The sequence below is a fragment of the Hymenobacter cheonanensis genome, assembly GCF_030581075.1.
Lineage (GTDB): Bacteria > Bacteroidota > Bacteroidia > Cytophagales > Hymenobacteraceae > Hymenobacter.
Genome location: NZ_JAUQSW010000009.1, coordinates 52,760 through 69,254, shown reverse-complemented (window position 1 = coordinate 69,254; position 16,495 = coordinate 52,760). Strand labels below are relative to the sequence as shown.

General features: G+C 60.6%; 16 protein-coding genes. 3 read left to right on the top strand and 13 right to left on the bottom strand.

Annotated elements, in window-relative coordinates:
- Positions 1–36 precede the first annotated feature (36 nt).
- The gene (gene pseI / locus Q5H89_RS16605) at positions 37–1,086 is read right to left on the bottom strand and encodes a pseudaminic acid synthase (RefSeq protein WP_305020462.1); all 1,050 of its coding nucleotides are present in this window, start codon (positions 1,084–1,086) and stop codon (positions 37–39) included.
- Between the two features lie 9 nt (positions 1,087–1,095).
- The gene (locus Q5H89_RS16600; RefSeq protein ID WP_305020461.1) at positions 1,096–2,421 is read right to left on the bottom strand and encodes a bifunctional UDP-2,4-diacetamido-2,4,6-trideoxy-beta-L-altropyranose hydrolase/GNAT family N-acetyltransferase; all 1,326 of its coding nucleotides are present in this window, start codon (positions 2,419–2,421) and stop codon (positions 1,096–1,098) included.
- A 508-nt stretch (positions 2,422–2,929) separates the two neighbouring features.
- Here Q5H89_RS16600 and Q5H89_RS16595 point away from each other — a divergent pair.
- Positions 2,930–4,210: a T9SS type B sorting domain-containing protein gene (locus tag Q5H89_RS16595; protein ID WP_305020460.1), complete on the top strand. Its 1,281-nt coding sequence runs from the start codon at positions 2,930–2,932 to the stop codon at positions 4,208–4,210.
- Here the strand turns inward: Q5H89_RS16595 and Q5H89_RS16590 are convergent.
- From Q5H89_RS16590 to Q5H89_RS16565, 6 genes are all read right to left on the bottom strand, one after another.
- Entirely contained in the window at positions 4,207–4,941 is a 735-nt protein-coding gene (locus tag Q5H89_RS16590; protein ID WP_305020459.1) for a cytidylyltransferase domain-containing protein, read from the bottom strand. The genes Q5H89_RS16595 and Q5H89_RS16590 overlap by 4 nt on opposite strands.
- Before the next feature lie 80 nt (positions 4,942–5,021).
- Positions 5,022–5,828, bottom strand: coding sequence for an SDR family oxidoreductase (locus Q5H89_RS16585; protein WP_305020458.1), 807 nt, complete (start codon positions 5,826–5,828; stop codon positions 5,022–5,024).
- A complete protein-coding gene (locus tag Q5H89_RS16580; protein WP_305020457.1) occupies positions 5,810–6,709 on the bottom strand; it encodes an aldo/keto reductase in 900 nt (299 codons plus the stop codon). Before Q5H89_RS16580 ends, Q5H89_RS16585 begins: the two co-directional genes overlap by 19 nt.
- 2 nt (positions 6,710–6,711) lie before the next feature.
- A complete protein-coding gene (gene pseC, locus Q5H89_RS16575; RefSeq protein WP_305020456.1) occupies positions 6,712–7,893 on the bottom strand; it encodes a UDP-4-amino-4,6-dideoxy-N-acetyl-beta-L-altrosamine transaminase in 1,182 nt (393 codons plus the stop codon).
- A 49-nt stretch (positions 7,894–7,942) separates the two neighbouring features.
- The gene (gene pseB / locus Q5H89_RS16570) at positions 7,943–8,965 is read right to left on the bottom strand and encodes a UDP-N-acetylglucosamine 4,6-dehydratase (inverting) (RefSeq protein WP_305020455.1); all 1,023 of its coding nucleotides are present in this window, start codon (positions 8,963–8,965) and stop codon (positions 7,943–7,945) included.
- Positions 8,966–9,019: 54 nt separating this feature from the next.
- On the bottom strand, positions 9,020–10,351 hold the full coding sequence (locus tag Q5H89_RS16565; RefSeq protein WP_305020454.1) for a glycosyltransferase family 4 protein: 1,332 nt from the start codon (positions 10,349–10,351) through the stop codon (positions 9,020–9,022).
- A 72-nt stretch (positions 10,352–10,423) separates the two neighbouring features.
- Between Q5H89_RS16565 and Q5H89_RS16560 the strand changes: the two genes are divergently transcribed.
- Complete coding sequence (locus Q5H89_RS16560) at positions 10,424–10,930, top strand: hypothetical protein (RefSeq protein ID WP_305020453.1); 507 nt, start codon at positions 10,424–10,426, stop codon at positions 10,928–10,930.
- A 21-nt stretch (positions 10,931–10,951) separates the two neighbouring features.
- Entirely contained in the window at positions 10,952–12,319 is a 1,368-nt protein-coding gene (gene ffh, locus Q5H89_RS16555; protein WP_305020452.1) for a signal recognition particle protein, read from the top strand.
- A 65-nt stretch (positions 12,320–12,384) separates the two neighbouring features.
- On the opposite strand, the gene Q5H89_RS16550 is transcribed toward ffh, so the two are convergent.
- The 5 genes from Q5H89_RS16550 to Q5H89_RS16530 all read right to left on the bottom strand — a co-directional run bounded on the left by Q5H89_RS16550 (position 12,385) and on the right by Q5H89_RS16530 (position 16,486).
- Positions 12,385–12,711, bottom strand: coding sequence for a hypothetical protein (locus Q5H89_RS16550; protein WP_305020451.1), 327 nt, complete (start codon positions 12,709–12,711; stop codon positions 12,385–12,387).
- A gap of 52 nt (positions 12,712–12,763) precedes the next feature.
- Entirely contained in the window at positions 12,764–14,107 is a 1,344-nt protein-coding gene (gene accC / locus Q5H89_RS16545) for an acetyl-CoA carboxylase biotin carboxylase subunit (protein WP_305020450.1), read from the bottom strand.
- A gap of 107 nt (positions 14,108–14,214) precedes the next feature.
- Entirely contained in the window at positions 14,215–14,691 is a 477-nt protein-coding gene (gene accB / locus Q5H89_RS16540; protein ID WP_305020631.1) for an acetyl-CoA carboxylase biotin carboxyl carrier protein, read from the bottom strand.
- A 136-nt stretch (positions 14,692–14,827) separates the two neighbouring features.
- Positions 14,828–15,391 carry an elongation factor P gene (gene efp / locus Q5H89_RS16535; RefSeq protein WP_305020449.1) on the bottom strand — a complete coding sequence of 188 codons (564 nt, stop codon included), beginning with the start codon at positions 15,389–15,391 and terminating at the stop codon, positions 14,828–14,830.
- Positions 15,392–15,493: 102 nt separating this feature from the next.
- Positions 15,494–16,486 carry a beta-ketoacyl-ACP synthase III gene (locus Q5H89_RS16530; protein WP_305020448.1) on the bottom strand — a complete coding sequence of 331 codons (993 nt, stop codon included), beginning with the start codon at positions 16,484–16,486 and terminating at the stop codon, positions 15,494–15,496.
- Between the last annotated feature and the right edge of the window lie 9 nt (positions 16,487–16,495).

Sequence of the window (16,495 nt, the reverse complement as noted above, 5' to 3'; positions counted from 1 at the left end):
TTGTTTGACTAGTTAAGCGCACGGCTATCCAGCACATTAAAGCATATTCCAGGTGAGGGCTGTACCCCGGCGCAATGCCTGACGCGCCGGCCGGCCGAGTACCTGGGGCAGTAAATACGGTGCCAGACCATGACCCGGCCGGATAACCCGCACATTATCAATGCTAAGCAGTTCGCCCTCGGCAATATCCTGCACCACGTAGATGGAGCGCCGGAAGGCCAGCGATTTCTGTTCGGCCTGGGTAGGGCCGTAGTACACCTGCCCCAGGGCCTGTTGAGCCTGCCGGCATTCCTGCACAAGGCAAGCCATTTCGGCTGGCTCCAGCGAGAAAGAGGCATCAGGCCCACCGTCGGCGCGGCGCAGGGTTAAATGCTTTTCGATAACGGTAGCCCCCAGCACGGTAGCGGCTACTCCCACGCCTGTACCCAGCGTGTGGTCAGAAAGGCCTACCTGGCAATCAAACAATTCGCGCAGGTGCGGGATGGTGTGCAGATTGGTGTTGTGGGGCTCTGCCGGGTAAGTGCTGGTGCATTTAAGTAAAATTAATTGCTCATTGCCGGTTTCCCGCACAATATTGACCATGCGCTCCAGGTCGGCCAGGCTAGCCATGCCCGTGGAAATAATAATTGGCTTACCCGTTTGGGCGGCCCGGCGAATGAGTTCCGGCCAGTTATTTTCGAAAGAAGCAATTTTATAGGCGGGGCAGCCTACGCTTTCCAAAAACTCGATAGCTTCTATGCCAAACGGAGAGCTAAAACCCACCATGCCACGTGCTTGCGCACGCTCAAAAATGGCGCTGTGCCACTCAAACGGGGTAAAATTGGTCGTATAAAGCTCGTAAAGCGATTGCCCCTCCCAATCCTGGTTGGCCCCCTTCACCACAAAATCAGGCTCACGGCTATCGAGCGTGAGCATATCGGGCGTGCTGGTTTGAATTTTCAGCCCTTGGCACCCGGCATCAGCAGCAGCATCTACAATGGCCAGGGCGCGCTCGAGCGACTGCCCGTGGTTACCCGACATTTCGGCAATAATGAACGGTGGCTGGCCAGCCCCAATGCGGTGGCCTCCCAACAAAATATCCTGCATAGCAATAAATTAAGAAGCAAGTGGGAAGTCGAGCCGAAAGACGGCATACACTTCCTCCTGCAAAGTAACGGCCGCCTGGCGCACAAACCGTAGCTGCTCGAAAACGCGCAGGGAAGCCTGGTTAGTAGCTTTCACCTGGCCCTGCACGGCGCCGCCGGCCAGCAGCGGGCGGTCAAGCCGCAGCTGCTGCAGCGCCCGCCGCAACAATACTTGCCCCAGGCCCTGGCCCCGGTAAGCCGGGGCTAGCGAGTAGTCGATGGTGCCGGGGCGCTCGGGGCTGTCAAACTCAATACGCACCTGGCCAATGGGGTTGCCTGCCGGGGTATGCAGCAGATACAGGTAAGAATCAGCGTCGTGCAGCCGCCGGCTAAACCAGGCGTGGTGTACTTCCCACGCAATAGGCTCGGGATGGATGGCATTCTGCCGCACGGCTGGGTCATTCGCCCAAGTAAAATAAAGGGCGGCGTCGGAGAGGGTAGCCCGGCGAATAGCATACTGCTGCTCCACCGCCAGGCAAGCGAAGATAGCCTGTAGCCGCTGGCCGGCCTGGCCATCAAAGAGTTGCCGTTGGCGCAATCGCTGCTGCGCAGCTAACCCTGCTAAGCTGTCTTCGGGCAAGACAATCCCTGTGGCCAGGGGGAGAGCCAGTTCATTTTGCACTAAAAAATTGAATAGTGCGCGCTGGTTTTCGGCAGTAAGGTGCACCAGAACTGCTCCGCCGGTGGCGCAGCATTCATACGCAACGCCGCTGGGAGGGCACACAAAAACCTGGCAGTTCCGCAATTGCGCGGCCAGCTCGGCCGCCGATAAATTATGGTGCAGACTAATAGAGCCGCCCAACCCATGCGCCAGCTCCTGCAACGCGAGCTGATAGGGATAGGCCGCCCCGGTTACTACAACGAGACGATAGCTCGGGAACTGCTGCCGCAGCCGGGGCAGTAAGAGGGCCGTCTGGTTGGTAGGGTCGGCCCCACCCATATTCAGGAACAAGCGGGGCGGGGCGGCAGTGGGGGCGGTAGCAGTATGCTGCCAAAATTCGGGGCGCAGCAGGGCATAGGCCGGGCCCAGGCAAAGCCGGGCTAGCGGCACCTGGGCATAGGCCGGCGGCCCAACGCCGCCGGCTTGGTTAAGTACTACCGTAGCCCAGGCCGGCGGCGTAGTGAGGTCATCGAGGCAAACCAGGGCCGCTCCGGTGGCGGCCAGTAGTTGCTGGTAGCCCGGGGTAAAATGGTAGCCGTCCAGAATGACAATGTCAGTAGAGGCAAGCTGGCCGGCAAGCCAAGTTGCCTCGGGTAAGCCAGCTGCTGTTGCTGCGGGTACGGTCTGTACAAGCATGCCCGCCTCAACTAATTGCTGCTGAATGGTTTCGACTGCCTCGCGCAGAATAAAAATCGATTGAAAAGCCGGTTGTAGTGCCTGAGCCAAAGCCTGACACCGGATGAGATGCCCCAGGCCAGTAGTGGTAGAAGCATCGACCCTGAAAAGCAAGGCCCGAGCGGAAGTAGAGAAAGGAAGTGCTGACACGTTCAGCAAAAGTATTGAAAGCGTCGCAAAGCGTTACGCGGCACGAGTATAAGCCGTGGGGTTTGCAAGAACTCAAAATACTTAGGCGGCCCGGCGTTTTTGAGCAAGGAAATCGGGCTATTTTTGCTAGCTAAAGCGGGCAATTGCCAACAAAGCAAATTATATGAAGAAACTTTACTCTACAGGGTTGCTGGCATGGGTTCTTTTATTCCTGGTTGCTCCCGTTGCGAGCTGGGCACAGGTACAGAATTGGTACTTTGGCGACCACGCCGGCGTGCGTTTCACGAGTAGTGGCCCGGTTGCCCTGACTACCAGCGCCATGCTTACTTACGAGGGCTGCACTTCGCTCTCAGATGCCAGTGGCCAGCTGCTTGCTTACAGCAATGGCGAAAGCATCTGGGATAGTCAGCATCAAATGATGCCTAATGGCACCGCGGGGCTGGGAGGGAATAATTCTACTTCGCAGGCAGCGTTGCTGCTGCCTAAGCCCGGCGACCCAACCAAAGCGTATTTGTTCTGCCTGGATGCCATTGAGAATAATCTGGTAGGCGGCTTGCGCTATTCCGTAGTGGATTTTTCGCTCCGGGGGGGGCTAGGCGATATTACCGCTACCAAAGGCGTAATACTGCCAACCCCCACAATAGGAGGCAAGGTAACCGAGAAGCTAGCCGCCGTTCGCCACGCCAATGGCCACGATTACTGGATTGTGGTACACGGCTGGCAATCCAATGCTTTCTACAGCTTTTTATTTTCCTCAGCCGGCGTTAGCTCTGCGCCAGTAACCAGCAATGTGGGGGCAATTCACCAGGGGGGCGGCAGCTTCTTTGGCGCCGGCAACGCCGTGGGCTGCATGAAAGCCTCGCCCGACGGCCGGCATCTGGCCCTGGCTCAGCGCGATAGCCAGTGCGAATTGTACGACTTCGACAATGCAACGGGAAGTGTTTCGAACTACGTGCGCCTGGCATCGCACGACTACACGTATGGCGTAGAGTTTTCACCCGATAACAGTAAAGTATACACCACTTATTCGCTTGATGGACAGATTACGCAGTATAATCTGCTGGCGGGCTCGGCGGCGGCCATTGTCAGCTCGGCCACGCTCATTACCAGCGCCGAGCGTTTAGGAAATTTAGTACTGGGGCCGGATAATAAAATTTATGTGGTTTCCTATGGCAACTCTTACTTGCACGTCATTGATAACCCCAATGCTACGGGCACGGCCTGTAACTATAAAACCCGGGCCGTAACGCTGGCGGGCAAGCAGGGCTTGAACGGACTGCCTAATTTTGCAAACACCTACGCCGCGGCCGTCGCGCCTACCCCCGTGCCCCCCACGCAGCCCCTGGCCGTTACCATTCCCAACATCATCACGCCCAACGGCGACCTGCAGAATGAGTTCTTTGCGCTCAAGGGCCTCACGCCCAGCGACTGGCACCTGAGCGTATTCGACCGCTGGGGGCGGCAGGTGTACGACCAGGCGCGCTACGACAATAGCTGGAACGCGGCCGGGCAGGCCGGTGGCCTGTACTACTACCAGCTCAGCAACGAGGCCACCGGCGAGCGCTACCGGGGCTGGGTAGAGGTGATGCGCGGCAGCTAGCGCTGCACATTACCCGCGTTGATGGCCGCCAGCCACGGGTAGCGGGCCAGCAGGACGGGCAGCCCGGTGGGGTCGGTCAGCGAAAAACCGGGACCCAGCTCCGTAAAAAGCAGGCTCAGCAGGGCGTAGTCGCTCGGGTAGTCTACGGTGAGGCGCAGGGCAGCCACGGCGGGCGGCACGGCCAGCGCCAGCGTTTCGAGCCGAAACAGCTCGGGGTGGCGGCGCAGGTAGGGCGTCACGTGCTCGCGCTCGTCGGGCTGGCTGGCTGCGGCGTGGGCCCGGCGCAGCGCCGCAGCACTGAGTATCTCCAGATTGGTACCCAGCGGCAGGCCGGTGGTGTGGGTATAGTCGGCCCCGGTAGCCAGGTGGTGGGCCACGGCCGCATCCAGCAGCGCGGGGTCGATGGCCGGGTTGTCGGCCGTGAGGCGCACCACGGTAGCGGCGGGGCTAGCGGCGGCCAGGGCGCCCGCAAAACGCCCCAGCACATCCGGCTCCGACCCGCGAAAAACGCCCACCCCCAGCCGGGTGGCCAGGGCCGCCAGCTCATCATCGAGGGGCGCGGTGGTGGTGGCCACCACCACTTCGGTAACGGCCGCCGCCCGCTGCGCCCGCCGCACCACGTGGCCCAGAACTGTGAGCGCGTCGCCGGTGGCGGCCAGCGGCAGCGGCAGCCGCGACTTGCCCGGCAGCCGCGACGACCCTAGCCGGGCCTGAATAAGTGCTAACGCCATAAGGAGTTATGAGTTAAAAGCCAGGAGTTAAAAGTTAAGAATTGATGAGCCGATTCATGCCTTTCAACCCCTGATTCCACCTAGCGAATAGTCCAGCCGCCGTCCACGACCAAGTTGTGGCCGGTTACGAAGTTGGCGGCCGCCGAGCTTAGGAACACGAAGGCACCGGCCAGGTCCTGCGGCTCGCCCACCCGGCCCAGCGGAATGCGCCGCCGCAGCTCGCCCTCAAAGCCGGTGTTTTGCCGCACGCTGTCCGAGGGAAAAGCGCCCGGCGACACGCAGTTTACCTGAATATTTTCAGGCCCCAGGTAAGAAGCGAAGTACTTGGTTAGCTGAATCATGGCCGCTTTGCCTGCGCCGTAGTGCGGTGGGTTCAGAAACTGCGGCGCGTCGGCGTAAGCCCCAAAGTCGGGCGCCACCACCCCGTACATCGAGGCCACGTTGATGATTTTGCCGCCGCCCGCCACCCGTAGGTAGGGCAGCACCTCGCGCAGGCAGCGGTAGGCCGTGCCCACCGAGCCATCGAGGCCGAGGGCAAAATCGGCGTCGGGCAGGCCGTCGGGCTGCTGGCCCCGGCTGTAAAAGGCATTGTTGATGAGTACGCTAGGCGCCCCGTACTGGTCGAAGCTCTGGCGAAAAGCAGCCTGCACCGACGCCACCTCGGCCACATCGCAAAAGACAAAATGCAGGCGCTCGTGCCCCTCGCCAAAGGCCGCCGTAAAGGCTTGCTGACGGCGGCCCAGCACCACCACCCGTGCGCCCTGGGCCAGCAGGCCCGCCGCAATGGCCTGGCCCAGGTGCCCGTAGCCCCCGGTGAGCAGCACCGTCTGGCCGGTGAGGTCGAACATAGTGCGATAAAAATCGGCAGTCAGGGGCGCGGCGGCCATGCGTAGGGAAGGATAAAGGTGTCGGTAAGTTCGGCCAGGGCGGCCAGGGCCGGGCGCAGGCGCTCGGCCGCGGCTAGGTGGGCCGCGGCGGCCAGGTTCTCGTGCAGGTTGGTCACCGAGTCGACGCCGATAACTGCCCTCGCCACGCCTGGCGCATAGGCCGCAAACAGCAGCAGCGCGGCCGGCAGCGGCACGCCCGCCTCGGCCACCAGGGCGCGCAAGCGCTTGATTTTGGGAGCTAGCGGCTGAAAAAAAGCGGGCAGCGTGTTGGGCTCGCGCAGCAGCAGGCCCTGCAAAAAGGCCGACCGCACGTGCACTTCCACGCCGCGCGCGGCCAGCCGGGGCAGCATTGCCGCAAAGCGCTGGTCGAGCACATTATAGGGCACCTGCACGAGGTCCACCTCCCAGCCCCGGGTTAGCAGCCACTCGGCCTCGTGCGGGTGGTAGAGCGACACGCCGATGCGCGCCACCTGCCCGGCCGCCCGCGCCGCTTGCAGCGCCTGCCACGCCGTTGGCTGGGCTTGCAGCGGCCCGAAGGCGTGAAATAGCACGCCGTAGAGTTGCGTGCGCCGCAGCCGGGCTAGCGACTCGGCCAGGTGCTGCGCCACCTGGTCCGGCGGCCCGGCGGGCAGCTTGGTTATCAGCTCAAAAGCCGGGTTATCGCCCGCCAGCTCGCCTAGCCGCGCCTCGCTGTTGCCGTAGGCAGCGGCGGTGTCGAGCACCGTGAGGCCGGCCGCTTGGGCGGCGGCTAGCACGTCAGCCACGGCCGAGGCAGTAGGCTGGCCGGTCTGGTTATTCAGGCCATAGGCCAGCCCAAACTGCGCGGTGCCCAGGGCCAGGCGCTGCGTGAGGGCTAGGGGAGGAGCGGCGTCCGTAGCCACGCTTAGGCGGGGTGTTGGGCCAGAAATTCGCGCACGCTCTCCATAACGTAGGCCTGCTCGGCATCGGTGAGGGTGGGGTAGAGCGGCAGGCTGAGGCAGCGGGCGTAGTAGGCCTCAGCGGCCGGGAAGTCGCCGGCCCGCCAGCCCAGGTTCTCGTAGTAGGGCATGCGGTGCACGGGCACGTAGTGCACCTGCGCGAGAATATTTTTGGTGCGCAAAAACTCGTACAATCCCCGCCGGTTCTCGACCTGCACCACGTATAAATGGTAGGCGTGGCCCGGCTGCCCGGGGGCTAGCACCGTCACCTCCGGCGCGGCGGCAAAGGCCGCGTCGTACTGGGCGGCCAGCTGGCGGCGGCGGGCCAGGCCCGCATCGGCCCGGGCCAACTGGCTGATGCCCAGCGCGCACAGGATGTCGGAAATGCGGTAGTTGTAGCCCAGTTCCTGCATTTCCATGTACCAGCCGCCCTCGTCCTGGCGCAGCAGGCCGGGGCCTTCGCGCTCGATGCCGTGGCTGCGCAGCCGGCGCAGGCGGTGGTAGAGCGCCTCGTCGTTGGTGGTGACCATGCCGCCCTCGCCGGTAGCAATGTGCTTGACGGGGTGGAAGCTGAAAATGGCCAGCTCGGCCAGCTGCCCACTACCGCAGTAGCGCTTCTCGCCCTGGCTATCCACAAAAAAGCCGCCCGGCGCGTGGCAGGCATCCTCGATTAGCCAGAGGCCAAACTCGTCGGCCAGCGTCCGGGCCGCCTCCATATTCACGGCTAGCCCGGCAAAATCGACCGGAATGAGCCCTGCGAAATACCCCCGCGGATGCGCTTCGAGCAGCTGGCGAACTTTCTGTAAATCAAGTAGTCCCGTGGCTGGGTCGATATCGGCGAAGTGCACCTCGCCGCCGCAGTAGCGCACGCAGTTGGCCGAGGCCGCGAAGGTGATGGGCGTGGTGATGACGCGCTGGCCCGGCTGCACCCCTAGCGCCAGCGCGCACAGGTGCAGCGCGGCCGTGCCGTTGCTTACGGCCACGGCGTAGCGGGCGCCCACGTAGGCCGCAAACTGCGTTTCAAACTCGGCCACGCGCGGCCCCTGCGTCAGAAAATCGGAGCGCAGCGTGGCTACCACCGCCGCCACGTCGTCGTCGGTGATGTGCTGGCGGCCGTAGGGCAGCGGGTGGGAGGGGCACGTTTCCAAGCTAGCTGATAAACTAAGTGAGTAGAGCTAAAAATCTGATAGCTAAGGGCTAGGCTTCAAACCCGGCATCGACGTGCAGACGGATTTCCTCGCGAATCTGCTCGGCGCTGAGCCACTCGCTGTTGTTGGCCGAGTCGTAGTGAAAATCCGGCGCTACCCGCTTGCCGTGGAAGTGCTTGATGAAATCTTCCTCTTTCCAACCGGCTGAGGTAGTGGGCAGAATAACGTAGTAGCGGTCAAGCTCTACGGTACTCAGCGCGTCGGTCTGGGTTATCATTTCCTCGTGCAGCTTCTCGCCCGGCCGGATGCCCACAATTTTCTGCTGGCAGTCGGGGCCAATGGCGCGGGCCACTTCCGTGATTTTGTACGACGGAATTTTGGGTACGAAAATCTCGCCGCCCCAGGAGTGCTCCAGCGCGTAGAGCACCAAGTCCACGCCCTCTTCGAGCGAGATGTTGAAGCGCGTCATGTCGGGGTGGGTGATGGGCAGCACGCCCGTGTGCCGCTGCTGCAAGAAGAACGGCACCACCGACCCGCGCGAGCCGATTACGTTGCCGTAGCGCACCACCGAGAGGCGCAAGTCTCTGGCGCCCTTCATGTTATTAGCGGCTACAAACAGCTTGTCCGAGCACAGCTTGGTGGCGCCGTAGAGGTTGATGGGCGCCGCTGCCTTGTCGGTGCTCAGGGCTACCACATCCTTCACACCGCAGTCGAGGGCGGCATTTATCACGTTTTCAGCCCCGAAAATGTTGGTTTTGATGCACTCCATCGGGTTGTACTCGGCGGCGGGCACCTGCTTGAGCGCGGCCGCGTGGATGATGATGTCCACGCCTTCGCAGGCCCGGTGCAGGCGCTGGGCATCGCGCACATCGCCAATAAAAAACCGAATGGCCGGGTACTGGCTGTGCGGAAACTCCTGGCTCATCTCGTACTGCTTCAGCTCATCGCGCGAGAAAACGATGAGCCGCCGCACCCCAGGGTACAGCTTAAACACAGTGCGCACAAACTGCTTGCCAAACGAGCCGGTGCCACCGGTGATGAGCAAAGACTTGCCGTTGAGGTCGAGGGCCATGAAACTACTATCGAATTGAAACCACGAAAATACGCCATGAGGCGTTGGCGCGGGCTAGGGCTTCTTTAGCTGGCGGGCGGCCCGCACCAGCTCGGCCAGCCGGGCGGCCTGCCCGCGCCGCGAGTAGCGGGCCACGGCCGGGCTGGCGGGCAGGTCGAGGCTGGGGCTGCGCTGCCAGCGCCGCGCCAGTTCTTCCAGCGTGCTGAGCATCAGCTCATAGTTATCGTAGGGCAGGGCTAGCCCGGCGCCGGTTTCGCGCAGCACCACATCGGCGTCGGAGCCGGCCGGGCCCACGCACAGCACTGGCTTGCGGGCGGCCAGGTACTCGAAAACCTTGCCGGGCAAAATCCCTTTATTCAGCGCCACGTCGGGGATGGCCATTAGCAAGACGCTGCTGCTGAGCAAGTAGGCTACGGATTCCTGGTGCGGCACAAACGGAATAAATTCCGTGGCCTCGGCTAGCCCGGCGGCGGCCACCTGGGCGCGCACCCCGGCATCGACCTGCCCCACAAAGCGCAGCCGCAGCGGCACGGCCGGGTGGCGCCGGGCGCAGTCGGCTACCGCCCGCAGAAAATTATCGATGTGGTAGCGCGCCGAGATAGTGCCGGTGTGAGTGAGGCGCAGACAGTCGGCCGGCGGCGCCGATATGCCTTGAAAATCAGGCTCATCGTAGCCATTAGGCAGCACCACTATTTTGCCCTTGGCCAGGTCGGGCAGCTTGCGCCGAAACAGCCGCTCGGTTTCGGGCGAGGTCACGAGCACGGCGTCGGCCTGGCGCAGCACCTGGCTTTCGTAGCGCGCATCGAGCCAGCTAGCGGCGGCCGTGCGGTGCAGGTCTTTTGTATAATAAATGTCGGTCCAGGGGTCGCGTAGGTCGGCCAGCCAGTGCAGGCCGTGCTTTTTTTGCAGTTCCAAGCCAATAAGCTGGGTCGAGTGCGGCGGCGACGACGTGAGGACCGCGTCGAATTTCTCGCCCTGGGCCAGCAGCTTTTCTACGGCGGCCAGCGCGTAGGCATTCCAGCCCCGGCGCGGGTCGGGAATGAACAGGTTGCCCCGCACGAAGCGCATGGCTTTTTGCGCGAGGCTAGGGGTGCCTTCGTTGGCAAAGCCGCCGTGGGGCACAGCCCGCCCGGTTAGCTTCTGGTAAGAGCCAAACGGCTCCAGGGTAGCCGTGCGAATGACGCGCACCCCCGGCGGTACCTCGCGCAGCAGGCTTTCGTCGCGCACCGGGTAGGTAGCCTGGTCGGCATCCACGGTAATAACGGTGGGCTCGACCCCTAGCGCCGGCAAATATTTCACCCATTTGAGGCATCGCTGCACGCCCGCCCCGCCCGAGGGCGGCCAGTAGTAGGTGATAACGAGCAGGCGAAGCGGTTGGGAAATCAAAGCCTGCAAAACTACGTTTCAATGCTTATTCGATGCCCCGTACCTTTGAGAGGAAATTAACCGCTAAAACTCATGCGCGACGACCAGTTTCTCGATTTTATGGCGCAAATGGGCGATTACATGCGCTCCAACGACCAGCGCTCCGAGCAAATGAATCAGCGCTTCGAGCAAATGGACCAGCGCTTCGAGCAAATGGACCAGCGCTTCGAGCAGATGGACCAGCGCTTCGAGCAGATGGACCGGCGCCTGGAGCAAACTAACAATCTGCTGAGCAACGTCGTGGCTGTTATGCACGAGGGGTTTGAGCGGGTTACCAATCAACTTAGCCGGCTTACTACTCGGGTTGACCACCTGGGTACGCGGGTCGATTTTTTAACAAGCCGGGTCGAATACCTTACGGGGGAAACCTCGGCTATTCGCCAGCGTCTGGATGCTACGTTCGACCAGGCAGGGCAGCTTACTGAAGAAAACACCGCCGCGAGCCAGCGCTTGCGCAAGCTCGAAGCCGAAGAGCCCACCAATGCTGAGCTGCACCGCCGGGTGCTGGCGCTGGAAGAGCAAATGCGCCGCGCTTCCTAAAATTTTTGCCAGATAATTACTATGTTCGACAACCTTTCCTCCAAGCTCGATAAAGCCATCAAAACCCTGAAGGGTCAGGGCTCTATCTCCGAAATCAACGTTGCCAGCACCGTGAAGGAAATTCGCCGGGCGCTGGTCGATGCCGACGTTAACTACAAGGTTGCCAAGGAGGTAACCGATAAGATTAAGGATGAGGCGATGGGCCGCGACGTGCTCACGTCCATCTCGCCGGGCCAGCTCATGGTCAAAATCGTCTACGATGAGCTGACGCAGCTCATGGGCGGCGAAAAGCAGGACATCGTCATCAAGGGCGACCCGGCCGTGGTGCTGCTCTCGGGCCTGCAAGGCTCGGGCAAAACCACTTTTGCCGGCAAGCTGGCTAGCTTTATTAAGAAGCAAAACCGCACAGTGTTGCTGGTGGCCTGCGACGTGTACCGCCCCGCTGCTATCGACCAGCTGAAGGTGCTAGGGGAGCAGATTGGCGTGGAAGTGTACTCGGAGCCGGAAAACAAAAACCCGGTCGAGATTTCGCAGAATGCCATTGCCTACGCCAAGAAAAACAACAAGAAAGTAGTCATCATCGACACCGCCGGCCGCCTGGCCGTGGATGAGCAGATGATGCGCGAAATCGAGGCCGTGAAGCGCGCCATCAACCCTAGCGAAACGCTGTTTGTGGTGGACTCGATGACCGGCCAGGACGCCGTGAACACCGCCAAAACCTTCAACGACCGCCTCAATTTTGATGGCGTGGTGCTCACCAAGCTCGACGGCGACAGCCGCGGCGGCGCGGCGCTCTCGATTCGCGCTGTAGTCGAGAAGCCCATCAAGTTCATCTCGACGGGCGAGAAAATGGAGGCCCTCGACCTCTTCTACCCCGACCGCATGGCCCAGCGCATCTTGGGCATGGGCGACGTAATCTCGCTCGTGGAGCGCGCCCAGCAGCAGTTCGACGAGGATGAGGCCAAGCGCATCAATGCCAAGATTCGCAAAAACCAGTTCGACTTCAACGACTTCCTCGGCCAGCTCGAGCAAATCAAGAAGATGGGCAACCTCAAGGACCTCGTGGGCATGATTCCGGGCGCCTCGAAGATGATGAAAGATGTCGAAATCGACGACGACGCCTTCAAGCCCGTGGAAAGCATCATCAAGAGCATGACCAAGCAGGAGCGCGCCCAGCCCGACCTCATCAACGGCTCGCGCCGCCGCCGCCTCGCGGCTGGCTCGGGTACTGATATTCAGCAAGTAAACGCCCTCATGAAGCAATTTGAGGACATGCGCAAAATGATGCGCCAGATGAATAAAATGAGCCAGACCAAGGGCGGCATGGCCCAAATGGCCAAAATGATGGGGGGCATGAAGGGCGGCATCCCTGGCATGGGCCGCCGCTAGGCGCTGTCCCTAACTCGACCCCAAAAACAAACCCCTAGCTGCACCAGCAGCTAGGGGTTTGTTTTTTATTTGACAATCGAGATGCGCGGAATGTCTTTTTCCCGCAGGTCAATATCGGCTGGCGCGGGCTGTTTGGCGAACTCATCAAAGCAAACTGTGCGCCGCCCTTTGAACTTCATTTCCGGGTCGTTGATGATAATGACGTGCGGAAACGTGCCGTATTCCTTATCGTCGCGCATCAGCGTTTGCTGGCTGCCGAGGCCTGGGCTGTTCACAACGTCGGCATAAACCAGTTGGCCCTGCGGTGCCTGCTTGAAATAAAGCACCGATGCTTCGATGTGGCCGTTGCAAGGGGCCGAGCAGCTGCCCAGGGCAACGGCTGAGCCTAGCAAGCACAAAAGGATTTTTGGATGCACGACCAAAGAAACTGCTAAAAGGCGCTGCTTACACCACCGAGAAATCGAACGACTCCAGGAACTTGGTCGTGAAATTACCGGCCTGGAAATCCTCGCTATCCATCAAAGCAAGGTGGAAGGGAATGGTCGTTTTCACGCCTTCTACCACGAATTCGCTCAGGGCACGCTTCATTTTTACGATGCACTCCTCGCGGGTTTGGGCCACGGTGATGAGCTTGGCAATCATGGAGTCGTAGTTGGGCGGAATCTGGTAGCCGGCATACACGTGGGTATCGACGCGCACGCCATGGCCCCCCGGGATGTGCAGCGTGGTAATGCGCCCCGGTGCCGGCCGGAAACCGTTGCGCGGGTCTTCGGCGTTGATGCGGCACTCCATGGCGTGCATCTTGGGGTAGTAGTTCTTGCCCGAAATCGGGATGCCCGCTGCTACCTTAATTTGCTCCTTAATGAGGTCATAGTTAATGATTTCCTCCGTTACCGGGTGCTCTACCTGGATGCGGGTATTCATTTCCATGAAGTAGAAATCGCGGTTAGCATCGACCAAAAATTCGATGGTGCCCACGCCCTCATAGCCGATGGCCGAGGCGCCGGCGATGGCTGCCGCACCCATGCGCTCGCGCAGGTCGTCGGTCATAAAGGGGCTAGGAGCCTCTTCCACGAGCTTCTGGTGGCGGCGCTGGATGGAGCAGTCGCGCTCCGAAAGATGGCACACGTGGCCAAACTGGTCGCCTACTACCTGGATTTCGATGTGGCGGGGCTCCACCACAAATTTCTCCAGGTACATGCCGTCGTTGCCGAAAGCCGCCTTCGACTCGGTGCGGGCATCGTCCCAGGCTTTCTGAAATTCGTCGTCCGAGTTGATAATGCGCATACCGCGCCCGCCGCCGCCGGCCGTGGCCTTCAGAATAACGGGGTATTTAATCTCGTTGGCAATTTTCTTGCCCTGCTCCACCGATTCGAGCAGCCCTACCGAGCCGGGCACCACGGGCACGCCGGCCTTAATCATGGTCGCCTTGGCCGTGGCCTTGTCGCCCATTTGGTTTATCATTTCGGGCGTAGCCCCGATAAACTTGATGCCGTTTTCCTGGCAAATGCGCGAGAATTCCGCGTTTTCGCTCAGGAAGCCGTAGCCCGGGTGAATGGCGTCGGCGTTGGTAATCTCGGCCGCCGCAATAAGAGTCGGGATGTTGAGGTAGCTTTGGCTGCTGGCGGGCGGGCCAATACACACGGCCTCGTCGGCAAAGCGCACGTGCAGGCTTTCCTTGTCGGCAGTCGAGTACACGGCCACCGTTTTGATGCCCATCTCGCGGCAGGTGCGGATGACGCGCAGGGCAATTTCGCCCCGGTTGGCAATTAGAATTTTATTGAACACAGTTTTTCAAGTTATGAGTTATGAGTTAAAAGCTATGAGTTAGGAAGTATGAATTGCCAGCGCAGCAACTCATACTTCCTAACTCATACTTCATAACTTAAAAAGGACTACTCAATCAGGAACAGCGGCTGGTCGTATTCTACCGGGGTAGCGTTCTCTACCAACACTTTTACGATGCGGCCGGCCTGCTCGGCCTCAATCTCATTGAAGAGCTTCATAGCCTCGATAATGCAGATAACCTGGCCTTTCTCGACCATATCGCCTACCTGCACGAAAACCGGCGAATCGGGGCCGCTGCTGCGGTAGAAGGTGCCAATCATCGGCGATTTCAGGGCCGTTTGGCTGGTGCTGGCGGCGGGGGCAGCGGCTTGTGGCGCGCTGGGGGCCGGGGCCGGGCTAGCGGCTGGGGCAGCCACGGGCGGCGGCGCGGGGGCGGCCAGCGGCGCGGCGCTCATGCTCACCACCTGCTTGGTAGAAGGCTCGCGCTGCACCGAAATCTTAAACTCTTCGGTTTCAATATTAACCTTATTGAGGCCCGACTTGGCAATGAAGTCGAGCAGTTCCTGGAGTTCTTTGGCTTTCATGGCGGCGTCCTTTTTGGGCGGGTTTTTGGAGGATTCTTTCGACATATTCTTAAGCGGATAACTCTTGTCTACTAGCCGTTAGCTTTTTCTTGAGCCGAAAGCTAACGGCTAGCAGCTAATAGCCAATAGCTTAGGACTACTTAACGCGCTCTACGTAAGAGTAGTCGCTGGTTTTGATGCGAATCTTGGTGTCCGTGTCAATAAACAGCGGCACCTGAATGCGGGCGCCGGTTTCTACGGTAGCGGGCTTAAGGGTGTTGGTGGCGGTGTCGCCGCGCAGGCCGGGCTCGGTGTAAGTCACTACGAGGTCGACGGTGGTGGGCAGCTCGGCGGTGAGGGGCTGCTCGGTTTCGGCGTGCATGAGGATGGTCACGGCCTGGCCTTCCTTCATGAGGTCGGCGAAGGGTACCATCGCCTCGGGCAGCACAATCTGCTCGAAGGTGTCGTTATCCATGAACGTGTAGCCGTAGTCGTCCTTGTACAGGTACTGGTGCGGGCGCTGCTCCACGCGGGCCGTCTCTATTTTAACGCCGGCGTTAAACGTGTTATCCAGCACCCGGCCAGTCTTGATGTTACGTAGCTTGGTGCGCACAAAAGCCGGGCCCTTGCCGGGCTTTACGTGCTGAAATTCAGTGATAACGTGCAAGTCGTTGTTGTACATCAACACGAGCCCGTTGCGGAAGTCGGCGGTGGTTGCCATTTTTAGGTAGTTGTAAGTTTTAAGTTATGAGTTATGAGTTGGGAAGCCGTGAGCAGAGCGACCGAATCAACTCATAGCTCATAACTTTTAACTCATAACTCCTCAAGAGTTGTACGCCCATTTTACGTGCATGGCGCCCCACGTAAAACCGCCCCCGAAAGCGGCCAGAATCAGGTTGTCGCCCTTGTGAAGCTGCTTTTCGTAGTCCCACAGGCACAGCGGGATGGTGGCGCTGGTAGTATTGCCGTAGCGCTGAATGTTGAGCATCACCTTGTCGGGGCCCACGCCCATGCGGTTGGCAGTGGCGTCGATAATGCGCTTATTAGCCTGGTGGGGCACCAGCCAGGCAATATCGTCGTGGCTGAGGTGCTGGCGGGCCATCACCTGGGCAGCCACGTCGGCCATGCTCTTCACCGCAAATTTGAAGACCGTAGCACCTTCCTGGTAGATAAAATGCTCGCGATTGGCAACGGTTTCGGCCGAGGGCGGGCGGCGGCTGCCGCCGGCTTTCTGGTGCAGGTAGGGCTCGCCGCTGCCATCCGAGCACAGCACCTGGTCGAGCACGCCGTAGCCATCGGTGCTGGGCTCCAGCATAACCGCCGCCGCGCCGTCGCCGAAAAGAATGCAGTTGGCGCGGTCGGTGTAGTCCACGATGGCCGACATTTTATCGGCGCCCACGATAACTACCTTCTTGTGCAGCCCGCTCTGGATGAACTGCGCACCCGTGGCTAGGGCATACAGAAAGCTCGAGCACGCCGCGTTCATATCATAGCTGAACGCCTTGGTAATACCGCAGCCGGCCGAAATAATATTGGCCGTAGCTGGAAACAGCATGTCGGGCGTCACGGTGGCGCAAATGAGCAAGTCTACCTCCTCGGGGCGAGTATTGGTTTTTTCCAGCAGCTGCTGCACCGCCTTGATGCCCATCACGGAGCTGCCCTGGTCCTTACCCTTCAGAAGGCGGCGCTCCTTGATGCCGGTGCGCGTCGTAATCCATTCGTCGGTGGTATCGACCAGGGTTGTAAGCTCCTGGTTGGTGAGCACGTAGTCGGGCACGTAGCCTCCGACTCCGGTGATGGCGGCGGTAATCTTCATGAGCGCAAA